The 13,679-nt window shown below is 69.2% G+C and carries 14 protein-coding genes and 1 pseudogene; 8 read left to right on the top strand and 7 right to left on the bottom strand.

Annotated features, from left to right (window positions below):
* Positions 1-359: 359 nt before the first annotated feature.
* Positions 360-1,268, bottom strand: a complete 909-nt coding sequence (locus AB0M27_RS27685) for a helix-turn-helix transcriptional regulator (protein ID WP_365725185.1) — start codon at positions 1,266-1,268, stop codon at positions 360-362.
* A 222-nt stretch (positions 1,269-1,490) separates the two neighbouring features.
* Here AB0M27_RS27685 and AB0M27_RS27680 point away from each other — a divergent pair, with 222 nt between their 5' ends.
* The 4 genes from AB0M27_RS27680 to AB0M27_RS27665 all read left to right on the top strand — a co-directional run bounded on the left by AB0M27_RS27680 (position 1,491) and on the right by AB0M27_RS27665 (position 5,031).
* On the top strand, positions 1,491-2,468 hold the full coding sequence (locus AB0M27_RS27680) for an aldo/keto reductase (protein ID WP_365725183.1): 978 nt from the start codon (positions 1,491-1,493) through the stop codon (positions 2,466-2,468).
* A gap of 65 nt (positions 2,469-2,533) precedes the next feature.
* A complete protein-coding gene (locus tag AB0M27_RS27675) occupies positions 2,534-3,562 on the top strand; it encodes an alcohol dehydrogenase catalytic domain-containing protein (RefSeq protein ID WP_365725181.1) in 1,029 nt (342 codons plus the stop codon).
* 39 nt (positions 3,563-3,601) lie between these two features.
* Positions 3,602-4,453, top strand: a complete 852-nt coding sequence (locus AB0M27_RS27670; protein ID WP_365725179.1) for an aldo/keto reductase — start codon at positions 3,602-3,604, stop codon at positions 4,451-4,453.
* Between the two features lie 221 nt (positions 4,454-4,674).
* Complete coding sequence (locus tag AB0M27_RS27665; protein ID WP_365725177.1) at positions 4,675-5,031, top strand: hypothetical protein; 357 nt, start codon at positions 4,675-4,677, stop codon at positions 5,029-5,031.
* A gap of 9 nt (positions 5,032-5,040) precedes the next feature.
* Here the strand turns inward: AB0M27_RS27665 and AB0M27_RS27660 are convergent, their stop codons facing one another.
* Positions 5,041-5,340 (bottom strand): hypothetical protein, encoded by a 300-nt coding sequence (locus tag AB0M27_RS27660; protein WP_365725175.1) that lies wholly within the window; start codon positions 5,338-5,340, stop codon positions 5,041-5,043.
* A 1,376-nt stretch (positions 5,341-6,716) separates the two neighbouring features.
* Positions 6,717-7,955 (bottom strand): PP2C family protein-serine/threonine phosphatase, encoded by a 1,239-nt coding sequence (locus AB0M27_RS27655; protein WP_365725173.1) that lies wholly within the window; start codon positions 7,953-7,955, stop codon positions 6,717-6,719.
* Between the two features lie 341 nt (positions 7,956-8,296).
* Between AB0M27_RS27655 and AB0M27_RS27650 the strand changes: the two genes are divergently transcribed.
* Together AB0M27_RS27650 and AB0M27_RS27645 are read left to right on the top strand one after the other, a co-directional pair.
* Positions 8,297-8,422 (top strand): hypothetical protein, encoded by a 126-nt coding sequence (locus tag AB0M27_RS27650; RefSeq protein WP_365725171.1) that lies wholly within the window; start codon positions 8,297-8,299, stop codon positions 8,420-8,422.
* A 781-nt stretch (positions 8,423-9,203) separates the two neighbouring features.
* Positions 9,204-9,557, top strand: coding sequence for a hypothetical protein (locus tag AB0M27_RS27645; RefSeq protein ID WP_365725303.1), 354 nt, complete (start codon positions 9,204-9,206; stop codon positions 9,555-9,557).
* Here the strand turns inward: AB0M27_RS27645 and AB0M27_RS27640 are convergent.
* Complete coding sequence (locus AB0M27_RS27640) at positions 9,488-10,156, bottom strand: amidohydrolase family protein (RefSeq protein WP_365725170.1); 669 nt, start codon at positions 10,154-10,156, stop codon at positions 9,488-9,490. The two genes, AB0M27_RS27645 and AB0M27_RS27640, sit on opposite strands and share 70 nt — an antisense overlap.
* 437 nt (positions 10,157-10,593) lie before the next feature.
* Between AB0M27_RS27640 and AB0M27_RS27635 the strand changes: the two genes are divergently transcribed.
* Positions 10,594-11,130 carry a phosphate-starvation-inducible PsiE family protein gene (locus tag AB0M27_RS27635; RefSeq protein WP_365725168.1) on the top strand — a complete coding sequence of 179 codons (537 nt, stop codon included), beginning with the start codon at positions 10,594-10,596 and terminating at the stop codon, positions 11,128-11,130.
* Here the strand turns inward: AB0M27_RS27635 and AB0M27_RS27630 are convergent.
* The 3 genes and pseudogenes from AB0M27_RS27630 to AB0M27_RS27620 all read right to left on the bottom strand — a co-directional run.
* Positions 11,104-11,346: pseudogene (locus AB0M27_RS27630) on the bottom strand (FUSC family protein); the annotation flags it as partial. The gene AB0M27_RS27635 and the pseudogene AB0M27_RS27630 sit on opposite strands and share 27 nt — an antisense overlap.
* A 453-nt stretch (positions 11,347-11,799) precedes the next feature.
* Positions 11,800-12,159, bottom strand: a complete 360-nt coding sequence (locus AB0M27_RS27625; protein ID WP_365725166.1) for a nuclear transport factor 2 family protein — start codon at positions 12,157-12,159, stop codon at positions 11,800-11,802.
* A gap of 25 nt (positions 12,160-12,184) precedes the next feature.
* Entirely contained in the window at positions 12,185-12,970 is a 786-nt protein-coding gene (locus AB0M27_RS27620; protein WP_365725164.1) for an SDR family oxidoreductase, read from the bottom strand.
* A 108-nt stretch (positions 12,971-13,078) separates the two neighbouring features.
* Between AB0M27_RS27620 and AB0M27_RS27615 the strand changes: the two genes are divergently transcribed.
* A complete protein-coding gene (locus AB0M27_RS27615) occupies positions 13,079-13,585 on the top strand; it encodes a helix-turn-helix domain-containing protein (RefSeq protein WP_365725162.1) in 507 nt (168 codons plus the stop codon).
* Positions 13,586-13,679: the final 94 nt, after the last annotated feature.

Genomic DNA, 13,679 nt, shown 5'->3' with positions numbered 1-13,679 from the left:
TTGTCGCCGCCGGGCTGCGCGGCGACAACCGGTGTGGCCTGGTTGAGCCGCCCCCACATTGCTTCGCATGCGCACGCGCAACGGCTCACGGGGCGGCCAACTCAGGAGCGTCCGACCGCGAGTCGGCAAGGGCCGCGCGCACCTCGCACCACCCCCACCGATGAATCCGTGTCCTCAGTGTGCTCTTGAGACCGGACAACAAGGGTCCGGCGCCGACCGGTTACGGGGGACGAAGGGATGGGCCATGGTGCCCTGACGCTGAGCGGTGATGGGGTGGACATCGGCCGGCTGCGGGCGAGGCTTCTTCCGGCGCGGCCCTGTGCGCGATGCGGTGCAACGTCTGGCGTGGGTACGGCGGCTTACGGCTGTTGACCGGTGGCTCTCGGTGTGGGCGCGGGGCGTTGCGGCGGTCGCGGTGCGGTCATGTCGAGCAGGAGGAGGGCGTCGTGGTCGGGGGTGCCGGGTTCGGCGATGTAGACGCCGATGCGCTGGCCGGGTGTGCCTTCCACGTGCAGGGACTGCGAGGTGAGGGTGACCGTGCCGACCTGGGGGTGGTGGAAGGTCTTGTGGGCGGGTCTGCGTCCGGTCACTTCGTAGCGTTCCCAGAGGCCGGCGAAATCGGGGCTCTTGAGGAGGAGTTCGCCGACGAGGTTGGTCAGGTCGGGGGCGTCGGGTGCGGTGCCGGCGATGGCGCGCAGGCGGGCGACGCATGCGGTGATCTGCCGGTCCCAGTCGGTGAAGAGGCCGCGGGCCGCGGGGTGGAGGAACAGGTAGCGGGCGAGGTTGCGCTGTTTGGCGGGCCAGTCGTCCAGGCCCGTGTAGAGGGCGAGGCCGCCGGGGTTCCAGGCGAGCATGTCCATGCTGCGGCTGATGACGTAGGCCGGGTTGGGGCGGAGTGATTCGAGCAGCAGTTTCAGGTGGGGGTGCACGGTCCGGCTCGGGGCGGGCGCCGGTTCGGGGGTGTAGCGGGCGGCGCGGGCGGCGAGCTCGCGCAGGTGCTGGTGCTCCTGGTCGTCCATGTGCAGGGCGCGGGCGAGGGAGTCGAGGACGGCGGTGCTGGGGCGGGTCTCCTTGCCGCGCTCGAGGCGTACGTAGTAGTCGATGCTGATGCCGGCGAGGGTGGCCAGTTCCTCGCGGCGCAGCCCGGGGGTGCGGCGGATGCCGGCGCCGATGGTGAGGCCGACGTGTTGGGGGCTGGTCTGGGTGCGGCGGGCGCGCAGGTAGCGGCCCAGCTCGGCTCCCTCGCTGTTCGCGCTCTCGGATGCCATGTTTCCAGTCTCACCCGATGAGTACCTGCCGCGCGGGGGTGAGGGGGGTCCTGTCATTACCCCTGAAGAGCCCGCCCTGCCACACCGGCGCCATCCGGGCGAAGGTGAATGAACAAGACGCCGGCACCCCCGCCGCCCCGCCGCCCGAACCACAGCAGGCACGACCTGCCGGGCCGGGCGAGAGTGAGGGGCCGGGCCACGACATGAACCGGAGGGAGTGAGATGCGGCTCATCAAGCTGCGTGACCTGGAGGTTTCCCGGATCGGCCTGGGCGCGATGGGCATGTCCCACGGCTACACCGGCTCGGGCACCGACGACGCGGAGTCGATCAGGACCGTGCACCGGGCGCTGGAGCTGGGCGTCACGCTCATCGACACCGCCGAGATCTACGGCCCCTACACCAACGAGGAACTGCTGGGCCGGGCACTGAAGGGCCGCCGGGACAAGGTGGTGCTGGCCACCAAGTTCGGCCTGGTCTCCCACGGGGGCGACGGCGCGTGGAACCTGGACTCCGGCCCGGCCAACATCCGCACGGCCGTCGAGGGCTCCCTGAAGCGGCTGGGCACCGACCACATCGACCTGTACTACCAGCACCGGGTGGACCCGAACACGCCGATCGAGGAGACCGCCGGTGCCGTCGGCGAGCTGATCACCGAGGGCAAGGTCCGCGGCTTCGGGCTCTCCGAGGCAGGCCCGGACACGATCCGCCGCGCCCACGCCGTCCAGCCGGTCACCGCGGTGCAGTCCGAGTACTCACTGTGGACGCGCGGCATCGAGGAGCGCATCCTGCCGGTCCTGCGCGAGCTGCACATCGGGCTGGTGCCGTTCTCCCCGCTGGGACGCGGTTTCCTGACGGGCACCGTGCGTTCCACCGATCAGTTCGACGAGGACGACTTCCGGCGCGGCAACCCACGCTTCACCGGCGAGAACTTCCAGCGCAACCTCGCGCTCGCCGACGAGGTGCAGGCCCTGGCCGTCGAGGTCGGTGCCACGCCCGCGCAGGTGGCGCTGGCCTGGCTGCTCGCCCAGGGCGACGACATCGCCCCGATCCCCGGCACCAAGCGCGTCAGCCGGGTCGAGGAGAACACCGCCGCCGACACGGTCACGCTGACCAGCGAGCAGCTCCACCGGCTGAGCAGTCTGCCGCCCGCCGCCGGCGACACCCACACCGCGGCCCAGGCGCAGATGCTCGAACGCTGATCCCGCCCCGGCACGCCGCGCTTCTCGTGGCGCCATCCCGCCCCTCGTTTGGAGTAACACCTTTCATGCGTGCAGCAGTGATGTACGGAGCCGGCGACGTCCGCGTCGAGGACCGGCCCGACCCGAAGATCGTCCAGCCGACCGACACCGTGGTGCGCACGCTGGCCGCGTGCGTGTGCGGCAGTGACCTGTGGCCCTACCAGTCGATGCCCGCCACTGACGCCGGCCGCCCCATGGGGCACGAGTTCCTCGGCGTCGTCGAGGAGATCGGCGCGGACGTGACCGGTCTCAAGCCGGGTGACCTGGTCGTCGCGCCATTCACGTACAGCGACAACACCTGCGACTACTGTGCCAAGGACCTGCACATCTCGTGCCGCAACGGAGGTCGGTACGGCTTCGACGGCGTGGACGGCGGGCAGGGCGAGGCCGTCCGCGTCCCGTACGCGGACGGCACCCTGGTGAAGCTGCCGGTGGCCCCCGACTCCGCGCTGCTGCCGTCGCTGCTGGCGCTGTCGGACGTGATGACCACCGGTCACCACGGTGCCGTCACCGCCGGCGTCGCACGCGGCGACGCGGTGCTCGTGGTCGGCGACGGCGCGGTCGGTCTGTGCGCGGTGATCGCCGTGAAGCGGCTGGGCGCCGAGCGGATCGTGCTCGCCGGCCGCCACGAGGCGCGCACCAACCTGGGACGTGAGTTCGGTGCCACCGACGTGGTCGCCGAGCGCGGCGAGGAGGGCATCACCCGCATCCGCGAGTTGACCGGTGGCGTGGAGAAGGTGATCGAGGCCGTCGGCACCCGCCAGGCCCTCGACACCGCTCTGGGCGCGGCCCTGGATGGCGGCACCATCAGCCGCTTGGGCGTCCCGCAGTACGAGCAGGGGCCGATCGGTCCGGCCGAGTTCATGCGCAACATCACCCTGACCGGCGGCGCGAGCCCCGCCCGCGCCTACATCGAGCAGCTGCTGCCCGACGTCCTGGACGGCGCCATCACCCCCGGCCGCGTCTTCGACCAGACCTTCACCCTCGACCAGGCGCCGGACGCCTACCGGTCCATGGCCGACCGCCAGGTCCTCAAGGCCCTCATCCGCCCCTGACCACCGCCCCCATCCCGCACAGTGAAGGACATTGCGCTCATGCAGACCGTCACCCTCAACAACGGCGTAGAAATGCCGATCCTCGGCTTCGGCGTCTACCAGATCCCCGCCGAGGACACCGAGCGCGCCGTGTCCGAGGCCCTGGCCGCCGGCTACCGCCTGCTGGACACCGCCGCCGCCTACGGCAACGAAGAAGCCGTCGGCCGCGCCATCAAGTCCAGCGGCATCCCGCGCGAGGAGCTGTTCGTCACCACCAAGCTGTGGGTCCAGGACGCCCCCGCCCAGGAGAACACCCGCCGCGCGTTCGAGACGTCCCTGAACAAGCTGGGCCTGGACCACCTCGACCTTTACCTGATGCACCAGCCCTTCGGCGACGTGTACGGCCAGTGGGGCGCCATGGAGGGACTGAACCGCGATGGCGTGGTCAAGGCGATCGGTGTCGCCAACTTCTACCCGGACCGGCTGATCGACCTGATCGTGAACAACGAGATCGTGCCGGCGGTCAACCAGATCGAGACCCACCCGTTCTTCCAGCGCGCCGACTACCAGGACCTCATGCGGCAGCACGGGGTGCAGATCCAGTCCTGGGGCGGCTTCGCCGAAGGCCGGAACGACCTGTTCACCAACCCGCTGCTGGCCGAGATCGGCAAGGAGTACGGCAAGTCGGTCGCGCAGGTCGTGCTGCGCTGGCTGACCCAGCGCGGCGTCGTCGCCATCCCCAAGTCGGTGCGCGCCGAGCGCATGGCCGAGAACATCGACGTCTTCGACTTCCAGCTCACCGACCAACAGATGGCCCAGATCGCCACCCTCGACACTGGCCGCTCCCTGTTCTTCGACCACCACGACCCCGAGATCGTCACCTGGCTCGCCAAACGCCGCCTGGACGCCTGATCCGCTCCCGCCCCTCCCGTGCCAGATCCCTCGCGCAGGCCCCCTGTCTGTGATCGCACCACCCCTCGCCCGCCCAGTCTCCACGCAGGGACAGTTCGGTCCAGCCAAGCTCGTACAGAGACCGAACGGCGCCGGACGCGCGCCTTTGGGACGGCAGCCGGTCCGGGTCCACCGGCCGCAGCACCAAGGACAGTCAGCTGCCCGAGTCCTTGAAGCGCGCGATGGCCCGGCAGGCCGAGGCCGAGCGGGAAAAGCGATCCAAGATCATCAACGCCGAGGGTGAGTCCCTGGCCGCTGCCGCTCTGGGCGACGCTTCCGACACGATGATGGCCCACCCGCTCGCCGTGCAGCTGCGCAACCTGCAGAGCCTGGTCGAGATCGGCGTGGACAAGAACACCACCGTCGTCTTCCCGGCACCGCCGATGAGCACCATCGGAGACCTCGGCGCCTTCCTGGCCCGCGAGGCGAACGCGGCCGCCACCACGGCGCCACCGTCTCCCCCCAAACCCGTACCGGCCCTCGACCTGCCCGACTCCGCTCGCGTGCCGGCACCGAACGGGGCGCCCGAGACCAGGTGAGTGCCCCTGTCACCTCAGGGGCGACTCGCCGGTCAGCACCGACTCGTCGCACTCCAGACCGGTGACCTCCAGCAGCCGCAGGTCGGCCGGCACGATGTCACCCAGACGCAGTTCCACCACATCACCGGGCACCAGCGCCGTGACGTCCACCAGTGTTGCCCGGCCGTCTCGCAGCACCACCGTCTGATGGCGGATCTGGGAGTGCAGCGCCTCGGCAGCTTTCTCGGCCCGGTACTCGTTGACGAATCCCAGCCCCACGGACGCACTCACGATCACCCCGATGATCACCGCATCGCTGCGCTCTCCCACCAAGAAAGACGCCACAGCGGCTGCCACAGGCAGTGCGAGCAGCGGCGAGCGCAGATGGTGCCACAACACGGGAAACACTCGGGCACGGTGCGTAGCGACCGCGTGGGGCCGAACCGCGCCTGCCGTCGCGCGGCCTCGTCGCGTCCCAGTCCCTCCCCGGCGACGACACCGAGCCCACGAAGGACATCGTCCCCCGACACCGCCGCCGCCGACACCACCCCGGGCGCGAGCACGGGCGGTTGCGACGGCGCAAAGACGCTCACGGACCATCCATCCGTGCGGGATACCGGCTGGCCTCACGAAGCCGGCACTGCTGCTTGGTCATCGCGTCGCCGCCTTGGGTCCGGTGAGGACGCGGAGTCCGAAGGCCAGGGCGCACTCGGAAAATCCAGCATCGCTCGTGCCCGCTCCTCCCCCTGTGACGACGAGAGCTGACACTCCCATGAAAGACAGACGACCCAGCACCTCGTCTCTGCCGCCGTCCGAGCCTGAACAGCAAAAACGCAACTGACCGACCCAGAAAGAACGGATGCGACAGGCCAGTCAGGCCCAGGAATGCCAATCATCCCTCTCGCCGGAGGCCGCCGAAGGATCTGCGTCCCCGCCCTCGGCCGCGTCGGCGTTCCCACAGATCGCGTCATGGACGTCGCGGATGAGGTGCTGTTGTGCCTCTGTAAGGCCGCAGGGCATGGTTTTTCCGGAGCCGGACTCAAAACGGTCGCCGCCGATGGTCAGGTCCCCGAAGACGCACCGGTTCGGGCCTCCGAGCGCGTACACAACAAGGGTGGCGATACGGTTGAGCAGGTGGGTGCGACGGGACCTCGGATGTCGCCGTGGAGGCCGTGACCACCCCATGCGGCCCGCTGGATGGCGAAGGCAGCGCCGGTGCCCTGGTCCGGGATGCCGTCGCGGAACTGGATGCCGCCGTCGATTCGGATCAACGCGTAGATGCTGTTCATGAGAGCGCCTGGATTCGTGCGTCCGGTAGGCGTGATCCGCGAACGGCAAGGAACCGCAGCGATACCGCGGCGTGAGGCAAGGGAGCGGGCCCGTCTGCTCGCCGTGTGGCTGTTTCCATCTCCATCGATCCCGTGATACGGGCCACCCTGCGAGGGCCGCATCTCACCGTGGGGATTTGCCACGCGAGGCACAGGAACAGGCTCAAAGCGTTGACAGACTTGATTCCACATCATGGGTAACGACTACCTGACCGCGCCCGACCACAAGGTCCGCCTCAGCTGCCTGACCCCTTCCGGCCCGCCCGTCTGGGGCGTGTACTTCAACGACTTCTGCCCCACCTAGTTCGTCACCGCCTTCACCACCGCGCTCGCCGAGGCGTACCAGCAGGGCCCGCACCGGCCGGGAGAGCGCCCTGGTCACCGCTGCTGCTTCGTGCGGCCGGCTGAAGCCTGCTGAGTGTCCGCGCCGGAGCTGACGTGCCGCAGGGTCTGCTGGGGGCCGTGCCAGTCCAGGCACATCACGGTGGCATCATCTGCGAGCCGGCCCCCGGCGGCATCCCGGACCGCGGACGTCAGCGTCAGCGCCGTTTCCCGTGGGTGCAGATCCCGGGTGCGCTCCAGCAGGGCGAGCAGGTCGACCTTCTCCCCATGACGTTCGAGCATGCCATCGGTCACCATGAGCAGACGGTCACCCGGGCGCAGGTCGATGTCCTGGACACGGTAGGGGTGGGGCACGGAGACAGGCAGCCCGAAGGGATGGTCCACCTCGCAGGTGATCGCTTCCGCAGCCCCCTCGCGCATGCGCAGTGGCCAGGGGTGGCCGGCGTTGACGAGCCGGGCGCGACCGGTGTGGAGGTTGATCCGCAGCAGTTGCCCGGTGGCGTGACCGTGGCCGTGATCGGCCAGGGCCTGGTCGGCCCGGTGGGCCTGCTCGGCCAGGCCGGCTCCTGCGCGACGGGCGCCGCGCAGGGCGCTCACCAGCACCGTGGCGGCCAGGGCGGAATCGATGTCGTGGCCCATGGGGTCGGTCACCGACACGTGCAGGGTGTCGCGGTCCAGCGCGTAGTCGAAGGTGTCGCCGCTGAGGTCTTCGGAGGGCTCCAGGTGCCCGCACAAAGTGAACTGCGCAGCCTCGCAGGACAGTGACGGGGGCAGCAGCTGGTACTGGATTTCAGCAGCCAACGTGGGGGGCCTGGAGCGTTTGCCCCAGGTGTAGAGGTCCGTGAAGCGTCCGTCGGCGATCACGACGTAGGCCAGGATGTGGGCGGCTTCCCCGACCTCGTCAAGGACATCGTCGCCGGGGTCGGCAGGCAGGAACAGTTCCAGCAGTCCGATGGCGTCCCCCCGGTTGGTGACCGGCACGATCACCCGCTGTCCCTGGCCGGTCGCCTCCTGATACAGCCGCTGGGTACGGATCACCTGCTCGTAGACGCTGCCGAACATGGGGATCCGCTGCGCTTCCTGCTCACCCTCCGCACCGACGGCAGTGGCCAGCCGCGCCACCGCCTTGCCCGTCAGGTCCACGATGAGGAATGACACTTTCGTGGCCCCGAAACGCCGCCGCAGGTCCTCGGCGACCACCGCGACGGCGTCCACCGGCGCCGCCCTCTCCGCTGCGGTCAGCAGCCGGGGAAGTCCACTCTGCCTAGTGCTCACGACCACGGCCCCTTCCACCAGCCCCTTCCCAGCTTGGGAACCGTCACAGCAGGCGTCAATCCGTGCGTGATCACGGCCGGTGGTCAAGCTGTGCCTACACGGAGATGAATCGGCCTCGGCGCCCGCCTGGGGGAGCCGCCGTCTGGTCGCGCGACCCGGCGAGGCGCTGACGTATCCGCCCCCACCCCACCACCACACTCGCAGGCGGGGGCGACCTGCCATCCGGCTCCACGCCGAGATGTCGGCCCACTTCGTCGCGTTCGATGCCCTCCAGATCGACGGGCAGGAGCTGTCGAGGGCCAGGAGCTGTTGCGGGCGCCGTGCCGTGAAGCCGTGCCCGCTTGGAGGCGCTGTTCGCCGAGCGCGACCTGACCGACCCGTGGGGCCTGTGCCCCGAGACGACCGACGTCGCCCTCGCCAAGGAGTGGTTCACCGCCTGGACCGAGGCGCCGGGTATCGGGGGCTGATCATCCGTGGGAGCCAGCAGCGGTACTTGCCCGTCGCCCGAGCTCTCATCAAGATCCGGACGTCATCGGCGCGGTCGCCGGCGCCCTGCGCCGCCCCCCCAGAACCTCCTGCTGGTCCGGTACGACCGGGAGGGGGCCTTGCGGGCCGTGGCGCGCAGCACGCAGTCCGATCCCGACCACGTCCGGTACATCGCCAGACCAGCTCAGCCCGGCCGCATCGGGACACCACTGAGAGGGCACACGGTCCACGACGCCGTTCACCACGCCATCGGGATCACGAACCCCGCTGGGCGTCGTCCTCGTCGAGCCCGAGCCGGTCGCCGAGATCGACGTGGACACCGCCCGGGACCGAGGGGTCCGGAGGCATCCCGCCCGATTCGTGCGAGTCCGTGAGGACATGGAGCTCGAAGACGTCGCCGCGTTCGCACAGGGAGCTGTGCCGATGGCCGGGTGGCCTCAGCCGATAAGCCGGAGCAATCCTCGGCGGCCTTGGCCGCACGGCAGGCCCGGCACACGAGCTGGGCCTTGCGTCCGTAACGGCGCGTCAGCCCCTGGCAGCGAGCGCAGTAGCCGACATCGTCGGGGCGCATCCGAGCAGCAGAGCGACGGCGAACCGGGTCATCTCGACCTTGTCTCGCTGAAGGCGCAGGAAAACGGTGGTGGTCGCGGTCAGGAACCGGTTCCGAAGCGGTCGAACTGCAAGGCCAGGCACTGGCCGGCGAAGTCTGAGCGCCTCTGGCCGATCGCCTGCGCGCCGGCTCTCTCCAGTTGCCATCGGGGTGTGCTCAGCGCTTTCTGGAAGAGCGGGTGGAACGGCCCGTTCTTCCAGGAGGAGCGCACCATGGCGCAACCGGTAAGTAGGCCGACGATCAGCGCCGAGCAGTTCAGCCGAGTGTGTGACGAGATCAGGAGCACGGCGGCGACCGAGAAGAGCGCCCAGTCCATCCGGGACTGCGCTCTGCGCATCGTGCAGACCCTGGGCCTGGCGCTGTCCACTGATGACCTGAGCGGACTCCTCGCCGAACTCATGGCCCCCGGGGCGGCCCCACCCCGAGGGAGCCCTCACTACACCCGAGAGGCCATCCTGGACATGCCTGACGAACAGAGAGGAGAAGACGAAGGTCCGGTCAGGTAGAGCGGCCGGAACGACTGGTTGTGTCCCCGGCTCGCCGGACGGTGCTTGTTCCCACCGCCCGATTTGTGTCCCGTGGAAGTGGCGGTTGGGAACGGGCAAGACCGTCCTGTGCTCCCGAGCTCACCCCGTCGAGGGCGTGTGCTCCGGGAGATGCTGTCGGCCCGATCCAGCCAGATCAGCAACGTTTCTCCCCGATGGCCGAGCACGACCTGTAGGTCGGGATGACGGTCGAGAGCACCTCGGAGGATCAGCCGCAGTGCTGCTGTCGCGGTATCCATGTGCCATCCCCAGCCGAAAGTGGCCAGGGCGAGTTCCGTCATGGGGTCGAATCCTCGGTACGAGGCATCACGGACAGCTCTCGACGGCAGTTGAGGGTGAATGAACACGGGCTGCCCGATTTCCGATGCCGCGCCGAAAAAATCGTCGTAGACGGGATCGTCGAGAAACAGGTCCTCTGGTCGGCCGTACACCATGGTTCCCACGTGCCCCATACCCGCGGCTCGTTCGAGCTCGGCCGGAACGCCCTTCAGTGAGGACATGGGCAGGGTGGACAGCGAGCGAAAACGGGCGGGGTGTCGGGCGACGGCCGCCGCGGCCACGTCGTTCGCAGCGCGACTCAGCGCCAGGGCTTTCGGGTGGCAGCGCCTGGGTTCCGGCGTAGCTCGCCGAGGTATCGGACACCGTGCCGACGGGAGGCGGTACCGCGCCGACCATGACGTGCATTGCCCGTGAATACCGACCGCCGGCCGTCGTGCCAAAGCACGGTCGCAGAATGGATGAAGGATTTCCTCCACCCATAGGCCGTTGTTGACGTGCGCGCCTCAAGCGCGGCGTGACCGGGCGTGCCGCGCCCTCTCTGGCACAGGAGGCCACGTGTCACCGCGTCGCTTCAAGACGAGGGAGCGCAGATCCTCCGGCAGGCGGTGAGTGAGGATCCGGGCCATCTCGGAGGGCAGGCCCCTCCTACCACAGAGAAGGGTCCGCTGGTCCACCCGTTCGGCAGCACGCCGCGCCTGCGGGCCGGGGCACCCCTAGCATGCTGACTGTGCGACCCATTCTCCCGAAGATCGAGGGCGGCCGGGTACAGGGCCTCCTGCAGCTCATCGAGGACGGCATCCACCTCGTCGTCGCGGCGCTCCTCGTACTGCTCGCGGGGCTCCTGAGCGTTGGGGTCGTCCACGACGTCATCAGGTCGGTCCAGGGGCCGTACCGCGAGGAGACGGTCGTTCTCTCCGCCCTGGACAACGGCCTTGTGCTGTTCATCGTGGCCGAGCTGCTCCACACCGTCCGCCTCACCATCAGGAACCAGACCCTCGATGCGGAGCCTTTCCTCGTCGTCGGCCTGATTGCCGGCATCCGCAAGGTGCTCATCGTGACGGCCGAGGCGGAGCAGTCCTTCCGGTGGAACGTCGAGGGGATCGAACTGCTGATCCTGGCGGGTCTGATCCTCGTGATGGCGACAGCGGCGTACGTGTGGCGGCGCTCCACGCGGCCGGGAGACTATTTCCCGCTCCAGGAGGCGCGGCGCTCTCCGTCGCCGACTTCGTCACCCACCTCGGTGCGCGGGCCCTGATCCGTTACCTTCCGCAGCCAGGGTCGTCCGCACCCGCTGCTCCTCGCGAGCAGAGCCGACGTCCCGTTCCAGGGGTGTGCGGCTCACGGCCGTCGCGAGGTCCTCCAAGGCCCGCTTCCGCAGTTCCGCCCCGCGCCGCACCACCGGGCTCCGGTCCCCGGCGGCGCCCTCCCACGAGTGGAGCGCCTCCTCCACGCGCCCCCAGTCCGGATTCCTGTCACACCGATGCCGGAGCAAACCCCCGGATCAGGTCGAACCCGTACACCACTTCCGTGGACGCAACCGGAGGCGCAGTGGCCGAGCCTGTCCGTATGCGCAGACCGACCGACCAGGAAGGGCAGAAGCTGCAGCAGATTGTGCGGCGTGGCAGCACCCACGCGGTGCGATCGAGTCGCATCTCCCAATTGGCGGTCGAGTCGTCGCGGGGCTCGGGCGGCCAAGCCTTTCCAGCCACCTCATGGCGAACCGCTGACAGCCATACCCGGAGTCCCTGGGTCCCGCTGATCTTACGAGTGACCAGTTCGAACCACGATCAAGAAAGTAGGGCATCCGCTGGGGCGGACGGCCCCAGCGATTGGCGGCCTGACCTGGCAGGAAGGTGAGTCACCGAGATTGCGGGGCGAGCGGGGCTTTTCGCCTGAGGCGGCAACTGGTGGCGCCGACAGGGACTCAGGGTTCGATGACGAGGCGTTCGATGAGGCCGTCGCGGAGTGTGAACTGGTAACGCAGATCGATGGTCCCGCCGGGGAAGTTGCCTTCGAGGTGGTGGGTGGCGATGTAGCGGGTCGCGTCGGTCTGCTGGGCGCCGGTGAGGTGGATGGTGTAGGTGAATTCGGTGGCCGATCGGTCGAGCCACTTCCCGATCGCCTGGGTGCCCTCGTAGGTGTTGCCGTCGTCGATCACTGTGGCTTCGCGGGTGAACGCCGTGATCGCGGTGGCGGTGTCGTGGGCGCGGTGCGCTGTCAGGTAGCGGGTGATCACCTCGGGCAGGGTGTCCGGGGTGCTGGTTCGGGGCTGGTTGTCGTGCATGTCGCTCCTTGGGGTGGTGGCGGGTTCAGACGGTGGGGGTGGTGCCGCCGTCGATGACGTGTTCGGCGCCGACGATGGCCGAGGCGCGGTCGGAGACGAGGAAGGCGACGAGCTCGGCGACTTCCTCGGGCCGGTTGGGACGGCCCAGCGGGATGCCGCCCAGGGAGTCCATGAGCCGGCCCAGCGCCGCTTCCTGCGTGATGTCTGCGTCGTGGGCGATCCGGGCGACGAGGTTGTCGGCGGCCGAGGTCTGCACGAAACCGGGCGAGACGGTGTTGACGCGGACGCCGTGCGGGGCGACCTCGTTGGCCAGGCCCTTGCTGTAGGTGGTCAGGGCGGCCTTGGCGGCGGCGTAGGCCAGGGTTCCGTTCCACAGCGGCATGCGGCGCTGGATCGAGGTGACATGCACGATCACGCCCTTACCCGTGGCGATCATGTGCGGCAGGAGCGCGCGGTCCAGGCGGACGGCGGCCAGCAGGTTCGTGTTCAGCTCCCTGGTCCAGTCGTCCTCGCCGAGCGCGGCGAACCCTCCGGCCGGCGCCTCGGACCCGCCGAGGGTGTTGACCAGGATGTCGACGCCTCCCACGCGGGCGTCCACCTCGGCGGCCACGTGGGCTGCGCCCTGGGCGGTGGACAGGTCGGCGGTGATGAACGCCTTCTCCTCGACGTCGTCGGGGCGGCTGCGGGCCGTGACCAGCACGGTCGCGCCGGCCTCGGCGAGACGTCGGGCGATGGCGGCTCCGGTGCCCTTGGTGCCGCCGGTGACCAGAGCGCGTCGGCCTTCGAGGGATTCGCTGATGGATGTGGTCACGGCGTGCTCCGTTCCCGGGTGCGGGCGCAGAAGGCACCGCTCCCGTCGTTACTGCTAAAATGGAAGCTAATAACTTCGACTTTAGCAGTAACCGAGGGGATGGCCACCATGGCAAGGCGGATCAGGCTGGAGGACAGGGAGTGCCCACTGTCCACGACGGTGGAACACGTAGGTGAGTGGTGGACGCTGCTGATCCTCCACGACGCGTTCGACGGCTACACGCGCTTCGACCAGTTCCAGGAGAGTCTGGGCATCTCCTCCAGCATGCTCACCACCCGGCTGAAGACCCTCGTCGCAGACGGACTGCTGGAGCGCCAGCCCTACCAGACCAACCCCGTACGCCACGAGTACGTCCTCACCGAACTCGGGCGCTCCCTCCGACCGGTGGTCGTCGCCCTGGCCGCGTGGGGCAACTCCCGCCTCACACCGGCCGAACGCAGCATGATCCTCGTCGACGCGCGCAGCGGCGAGGAAGTCGAGCCCGTCGTCGTCGACGCCAAGACGGGCCGCCGGCTCGACGACAGCGACACCTACGTCTTCACCGCAGGTCCCGCAGCCAGCGACGCCATGCGCCATCGATACGCGACACGACCGACCACCTCCGCGGAGGCGTAAGGCTCAACAACTTCGTTAGCTATCCCGGGTGTTGTGCTCGTATAGTTCTGTGCATGGAGTTGCTGCGGTTGTCCAAGGCTGCGAAGTGTCTCGG

Source organism: Streptomyces sp. NPDC052107, from assembly GCF_040680215.1.
Taxonomy (GTDB): Bacteria; Actinomycetota; Actinomycetes; order Streptomycetales; family Streptomycetaceae; genus Streptomyces.
Note: the sequence above shows the minus strand (reverse complement) of the source record. Positions and strands in the feature narration are given on the sequence as shown.

Coding starts and splice junctions, on each gene's coding strand:
- AB0M27_RS27680 (WP_365725183.1), top strand. CDS start 1,491: ATGCGGCTCATCAAGCTGCGTGACCTGGAGGTTTCCCGGATCGGCCTG.
- AB0M27_RS27675 (WP_365725181.1), top strand. CDS start 2,534: ATGCGTGCAGCAGTGATGTACGGAGCCGGCGACGTCCGCGTCGAGGAC.
- AB0M27_RS27670 (WP_365725179.1), top strand. CDS start 3,602: ATGCAGACCGTCACCCTCAACAACGGCGTAGAAATGCCGATCCTCGGC.
- AB0M27_RS27625 (WP_365725166.1), bottom strand. CDS start 12,159: ATGCACGACAACCAGCCCCGAACCAGCACCCCGGACACCCTGCCCGAG.
- AB0M27_RS27665 (WP_365725177.1), top strand. CDS start 4,675: ATGGCCCGGCAGGCCGAGGCCGAGCGGGAAAAGCGATCCAAGATCATC.
- AB0M27_RS27635 (WP_365725168.1), top strand. CDS start 10,594: ATGCTGACTGTGCGACCCATTCTCCCGAAGATCGAGGGCGGCCGGGTA.
- AB0M27_RS27685 (WP_365725185.1), bottom strand. CDS start 1,268: ATGGCATCCGAGAGCGCGAACAGCGAGGGAGCCGAGCTGGGCCGCTAC.
- AB0M27_RS27615 (WP_365725162.1), top strand. CDS start 13,079: ATGGCAAGGCGGATCAGGCTGGAGGACAGGGAGTGCCCACTGTCCACG.